Genomic DNA, 5,280 nt, shown 5'->3' on the forward strand with positions numbered 1-5,280 from the left:
AACACCATGGTCAAAATGGCACCGTTAATCTGGAAATAATAAAAAAAGACGACCACAGGATAGGCAACAATAAGAGCCTTAATAGCCTCTTGGACTCGCTGTTCCTGGCTCAATAAATCCGGCGAGGCGGTGGCTGAATCATTCTGTAGCTCCTCTTCTGGAAATAACCAATGAAGAACAGCAAAGGCAATAACCGCCAGTACACCCGAAAAAATCAATCCGACACCAACATAAATAGCCAGCCCTGAGTGCGTAATACCAAGGTAAGGTAGTAACAAAACAGCAATCAACAATATAGTTGCAAAGAAACTCCACTGTGGGTCGAGAAACAAGTAATAGGCGTAGAACATCAATAGGCCGACCAGCAACAATAAGATCACCGGGTAATTAGTCACACCTATACTAACGCTTAGACCAATCAGTACTGTCAGTACCATCGCTAGCAAAAGTTGCTGAAAACGTTCGCGATTTGATACCGGAAAGTCAGCCAAAAACTTCGCCAGGAAAACCGGAAAGATAAATGACAGCCCCCAGCCAATACCGAAAGCCAGCCCGCATGCGACAACAACACCCACTACATAACGGGTAACCCGACGATAGTAACACCGTTGATCATCCGATCTATTAGCTTTCGAGTTACTATCCTTCAGGCTCCTATTATTAGAGCTACTAGCATTCAGTCTCCTATCATCAGAGCTGATCACCTCGCCATTATCTGACATAAGATAGCCAGCTCATGATTCGGATCCACACCCGGCCAAACATATTCAGTACCGAGCTATCCTGGGTATACACAATTACATCAGCCTGGCCTCCGACACGACGAAAACCTCGGGCAGTATCATCATCAAAACGTATCGCAACGGGAAACCGCTGTGTTTGCCGCAACCAGCCCGTTTGTGGAGTCACTGACACCAACTGTCCGGCCTGCTCACTCTGTCCCCAGCTAATGCCCCAGTCAATGCTGGCCACCTTGCCTTTGAACACTCGGCCCGGCGCAAAATCGAGAACAATTTCAACCTCATCGCCAACAATCATGTTACCGAGACTGTTTTCGCGAAAATAGGCATCAATCCAGACATCTTCACCAGATACAAACGTCAACAGCGGCTGGCCTGACTGAGCATAAAATCCCTCATTCAACCGAAAATTAGACACCCCACCAATTGCCGGAGCTCGCAATACCGTACGCTCAAGATCAATCTGTGCTTTTTGTAACTGAAGCAGTGCCGACTTCACTGCGCTATTTTCCTTACCCGATGAGCCCAGCTGTTTTTTGGCCTGCTCAAGATTGGCCTGCGCCGTTTCAACCTGGGCTTTGGCACTAGCTAAAGCTGCCCGTGATTTATCAGCTTCAGCCTTTGGCACGATACCTTTTTCCGCCATGGCTAAAATTCGTGATGCCTGAGTACGGACATGTGCCTGATTCGCCAGAGCATCCGACAACTTTGCCTGAGCAGAGGCTACCGAGGCAGTTTGCACACCGACACTCTGACCAGCCTTCACTAGTCCTTGCTCCGCCTCCTGAACAGCCAACTGATAATCAGCCGGGTCAATCCGTACTAGCGGATCGCCAGCCTGCACCACATCATTTGGCTCAACCATCACATCAACTACCCGACCAGAAACCAAAGGCGTAACCGGGATCACATATCCCCTCACCCTTGCCATATCTGTTGACGGGATATAGCGATCTGCCAACACATAAAACACAAATAGCCCGACACAGATCAGTAATACTATTACGGTGAGTCGTTTGACTTTATCAACCGGAGGCTTGTCCTTCTTGGGCTTTTCGACACGCTCTTTTTTTACCCGCTTAGGTTTTCCTGCTTTGGGCGCTATTCTCTCGCCGGGTTCAGCCTGAACATTCGGCATGTTCTCTTCTGACATACATTGGCTCCGCTGACAGACTTAACTCAGTCATCAATTTGTACTGAAATTAAATTTCTACGTCTTTAAGAATAGCTATGTATGAGGATCGCCATGCATTAACAAAGAGAAACACAACGCATGTGGCAGCGTCACTCTGCTTGATTAGGCTGGTCTTCTACACTTGAAGCCGTATTTGCCAGTTTTACTTCCGGCTCTACCCGTGAACTGGTAATCGCCCCTGTCAGTGCAATTAGCGTTGAGATAAGCATCGCCAATACCATTGGCCAAAGTGTATCTATACATAACATTGCAGCTAAAGCGCTGACACCCGCCCCGACGGCATACTGCACAGCACCAAGCAACGCCGACGCAACACCGGCATTATGGGAAAAATAACGCATGAAACATGCACTGGAGTTAGACATAATGCCGCCATTAGCCGCTATTGAAATCACAAAACCTGCTGCAGCAAACCAAAGATTTTCTGGCGCAATAACCAGTGAACTGACAAGAATCGCACCACCAATCACCTGCATACCGAGAAAAGCTTTTAGCAGAGTGGCAGGCTCATAAGCCCTCAACAACAAACTATTGGTGCGGTTAACGATCACAATCCCAATTACGTTAGCGATAAACAATCCAGAGAACAGCTCGACACTTACTTCAAAATGTTCGATATAGGCAAATGGTGCATTGGTAATAAAGGTCATTAATACCGCATAACCAAATGCCTGTGCCAGCAGATAGCCCAGCGCACGTCGCTCTTTTATTACCGAGAGATAGCCGGATTTAACCTTCTTTGCCCTCACGGTTTTCTCAGCTTTAGGCATAATAAATACGGCGCAAAGAGAGACAAAAACCGCGATGACACTGAGCATGATAAAGATCCAATGCCAACCCAGCGTTTTCAGTACCACGGTTCCAATAGTCGGTGCTATGGAAGGTGCCAACATCATGATCAGGGCAACCAGAGAGAATAACCGAGCCGCCTCTTTTCCTTCCGCATTATCACGGATGGTTGCAGGTACCCCGACAACTGCGATACCGCCACCAATAGACTGAAGTACTCGCCATGCCCAGAGCATTTCCATCGACTCCACCGTGGCAATCAGCAAACTGCCGGCAGAAAAAATCAGCAAGCCTGCAACCATCACCGGTCTGCGGCCAAACCGATCCGATAGCGGACCGCCTATTAACTGGCCTATCGCCATACCCAGTACATAAATACTAACCGTCACTGACACCATAGAGATATCAATCTGTAGGTCATCAGCCATTACAGGAATAGCCGGCAAATAGCTGTCTATCGCAAAGGGAGACATGGCGAAAACAGCCGCCAGCAAAATGATCAGCGATGTTGGCATTTTTTTATTCATGAAAAACCTCTTATTTATCTTTCTAGAAAGATACTAGCTAGTAATTATCTTTCCAGCAAGATATATTTAGACCTCCACTGGAGAGGGTAAGTCATGAGCAAGCAAGAAACAGTCGCTAACATATTGAAGAAAATCGAAGATAACTGGCCTCAGTCTGCTGAAAAATGTTCTCCGGCGATCCTTCGTCTCCACCGTATTCATGACTATCATCAGCAGGATTTGATCGAAATTCTCGATCAATATGATCTTCAACGGGCTGATTTCAGCGTATTGGCAGCATTACGCCGACATGGAGAGCCTTGCTGCTTGTCCCCTACCGAACTCTACCGTTCTATGCTTTTCAGCTCCGGCGGACTGACAAAAGTGCTTAGTCGTGTCACCACGATGGGACTTATTGAGCGACTAGACAATCCGGAAGACAAACGCAGCAAATTAGTCAAACTGACGGAAAAGGGAAAAGAGCTGATCGATAGAATCATTCAGCAGTTACATAACCATGAGCAAGAGTACGTTTCAGTTTTATCGGACAAGGAACAGGAACAACTCAATACGCTGCTGGAGAAGCTATTAACTGCAAGGGAATAGAGATATAAGAAAGGATAAAGGTCTTTAATGAAGCAGGTCTGAAAAACAGACCTGCCCATTGTTGCTAACAACAATAGTTGCTGCTGCATATGCACCAAATAATGATGCTTACTTCTCTGCAGCTACGACAGAGATTTCAACCAACAGCGCTTCACGAGCCATACTCGCTTCAACGCATGCGCGAGCCGGGGCATGACCTTCTGGTACCCAGTTATCCCAAACTTCGTTCATTTCAGCGAAGTCTTTCATATCTTTGATATAAATAGTGGCTGAAAGCATGTGCTCTTTGTCACTACCTGCCTGTTCAAGCAAGGCTTCTACTTTGTCCAGCATTGTTGCCGTTTGTTCCTTGATACCTTGAGTGGCATCAGCACACACTTGGCCACAAAGGTAAATCGTGCCGTTGTGCTTAACAATACGGCTCATGCGTTGCTTGGTTTCCAGACGTTCGATCATACTATCGCCTTTTCATTATGAGGAAAACAGCCCAGGATACGGGCGAAGAGAAGGCACATTTTAGTCCTAATCGCTTCGAGTTAAAACCGGTATAACTGTGCTTATTGACAATAAATTAAAGCTCCCCATCACAATTTAGACGCTAAGATCAACTAAGGCTGAATAAAGCTGTTCACTTTCGTTGCGAGCATAAAACTATGAAGATGTTATTGGATGTGAACTTCCCACATGAACCGTTCAACACACTGGTAAAAGAGGGAAAAATTGAGGATGTCATGAGCCGGATCCTCGAGGAGATAAAACCGGAAAATAGCTATTTCATCGAGCAGCACGGAAAGCGAAACGCGGTGCTGATTCTCGACATTGACCATGCTTCAAAGATCCCCAGCTACGCCGAGCCATTTTTCCTGATCTTTAATGCTGACTGCCGTTTTCGTATTGCCATGACTGCAGAAGATCTTAGTTCTTCAGGTTTGAACCAACTGGGCAAGAAGTGGCTTTAGTCCAACAATCCTCCTAACAGTAAGCGCCGGAACAATGTCCGGCGCTTTGTTCAATCGCGTTAACCTTTGATGCAGATAAGCATTTAATCCATCGTCGGCATTACGAACGAACTTGCGTGCTGCTCGAGGCGAACACTGGTTGGCCAGCGGCTGGTGACTGTTTTCATTCGAGTGTAAAAACGGACACCGTCATTACCATGGACATTAAGCGGACCAAACACCGAACGCTTCCAGCCACCGAAACTATGGAATGCCATCGGAACCGGGATCGGCACGTTGACTCCAACCATACCAGCCAATACATCTTCACTAAACTGACGAGCGGTCTCGCCATCACGGGTAAAGACAGCCGTACCATTGCCGTACTCATGACGATTAATCAAATCCAGCCCTGTCTGATAGTCCGGCACCCGCACAACTGACAATACTGGGCCAAAAACCTCTTCCTTGTAGATAGTCATCTCAGGCGAAACATTGTCAAACAG

7 protein-coding genes are annotated in these 5,280 nt (G+C 46.9%); 2 read left to right on the plus strand and 5 right to left on the minus strand.

From position 1 onward, the window contains the following. The 3 genes from MHN01_RS15585 to MHN01_RS15595 form a co-directional block, all read right to left on the minus strand. Nucleotides 1-722 (minus strand): DUF2955 domain-containing protein (locus tag MHN01_RS15585; protein ID WP_239412186.1); only part of this gene is annotated, 722 nt, incomplete at its 3' end. Next, entirely contained in the window at nucleotides 712-1,893 is a 1,182-nt protein-coding gene (locus MHN01_RS15590) for an HlyD family secretion protein (protein WP_239412187.1), read from the minus strand. The genes MHN01_RS15590 and MHN01_RS15585, both read right to left, overlap by 11 nt. Before the next feature lie 131 nt (nucleotides 1,894-2,024). Then, the gene (locus tag MHN01_RS15595; RefSeq protein WP_239412188.1) at nucleotides 2,025-3,251 is read right to left on the minus strand and encodes a multidrug effflux MFS transporter; all 1,227 of its coding nucleotides are present in this window, start codon (nucleotides 3,249-3,251) and stop codon (nucleotides 2,025-2,027) included. A 93-nt stretch (nucleotides 3,252-3,344) separates the two neighbouring features. Between MHN01_RS15595 and MHN01_RS15600 the strand changes: the two genes are divergently transcribed. Continuing rightward, nucleotides 3,345-3,836 carry a MarR family winged helix-turn-helix transcriptional regulator gene (locus MHN01_RS15600; RefSeq protein ID WP_239412189.1) on the plus strand — a complete coding sequence of 164 codons (492 nt, stop codon included), beginning with the start codon at nucleotides 3,345-3,347 and terminating at the stop codon, nucleotides 3,834-3,836. A gap of 108 nt (nucleotides 3,837-3,944) precedes the next feature. Here MHN01_RS15600 and MHN01_RS15605 read toward each other — a convergent pair whose 3' ends face one another. Then, on the minus strand, nucleotides 3,945-4,292 hold the full coding sequence (locus tag MHN01_RS15605) for a RidA family protein (protein ID WP_239412190.1): 348 nt from the start codon (nucleotides 4,290-4,292) through the stop codon (nucleotides 3,945-3,947). A gap of 197 nt (nucleotides 4,293-4,489) precedes the next feature. Between MHN01_RS15605 and MHN01_RS15610 the strand changes: the two genes are divergently transcribed. Beyond that, nucleotides 4,490-4,795 (plus strand): panthothenate synthetase, encoded by a 306-nt coding sequence (locus MHN01_RS15610; RefSeq protein WP_239412191.1) that lies wholly within the window; start codon nucleotides 4,490-4,492, stop codon nucleotides 4,793-4,795. A gap of 83 nt (nucleotides 4,796-4,878) precedes the next feature. On the opposite strand, the gene MHN01_RS15615 is transcribed toward MHN01_RS15610, so the two are convergent. Next, nucleotides 4,879-5,280: aldehyde dehydrogenase family protein (locus tag MHN01_RS15615; protein ID WP_239412192.1), on the minus strand; the 402-nt coding region annotated here is incomplete at its 5' end.

Source organism: Photobacterium sp. OFAV2-7 (genome assembly GCF_022347985.1).
Lineage (GTDB): Bacteria > Pseudomonadota > Gammaproteobacteria > Enterobacterales > Vibrionaceae > Photobacterium.